1 pseudogene is annotated in these 806 nt (G+C 56.5%); it reads left to right on the forward strand.

Going from position 1 to position 806, the window contains the following annotated elements:
* Positions 1-806, forward strand: a pseudogene (locus tag Q6A92_RS18135) (ornithine decarboxylase); the annotation flags it as partial.

The raw sequence follows: 806 nt of genomic DNA on the forward strand, positions 1-806 counted from the left end.
AAAAATGGCAGGCCGGCGATACAGAAAAAATGGCCGGCGATCTGGACTATTTTAAGTTCCATCCGAACGAAAAATGGCATTCCTTCGCGGGGTATGAAGAGAATCAATATTTCGTCGACCCGTGCAAGTTTATGTTAACGACTCCGGGGATTGACGCGGAAAGCGGGAAGTACGAAGCCTTCGGCATCCCGGCCACCATCCTGGCCAACTATCTGAGAGAGAACGGGATTGTGCCGGAAAAATGCGACCTCAACTCGATTCTGTTCCTGCTGACCCCGGCGGAAACGGAGACGAAGATGCAGAATCTCGTCTCGCAGATCGCGCATTTTGAACAGTGCGTCAAGGCGGACGTGCCGCTGGAGCGGGTTCTGCCGACGATCTACCGCAGTCACGCCGAGCGCTATAGCGGCTACACGATCAGGAAGCTATGCCAGGAAATGCATGATTTCTACAAAGAACGCGACGTGAAACAGGCGCAGTGGGCCCTGTTCCGAAGAGAGACGCTGCCGGAGTATGTGCTGAATCCGCAGGCGGCGAACTGGGAGCTGGTCCGCAATCACGGCGAGCTCGTTCCGCTGACCGACATTCAGGGACGGGTCGCGCTGGAAGGGGCGCTGCCCTATCCTCCGGGCATCATCTGCGTGGTTCCCGGGGAGAAATGGAGCGCCACCGCTCAGAAATACTTCCTGGCGCTGGAGGAGAGCATCAACCGGTTCCCGGGATTCGCCCCCGAGATCCAGGGCGTTTATTTTCAGAACGAAGACGGCCGGATCCGGGCTTACGGCTATGTCTTAAAAAATGAAAAG

Source organism: Sporolactobacillus sp. KGMB 08714 (genome assembly GCF_036598985.1).
Classification (GTDB): domain Bacteria; phylum Bacillota; class Bacilli; order Bacillales; family Sporolactobacillaceae; genus Sporolactobacillus.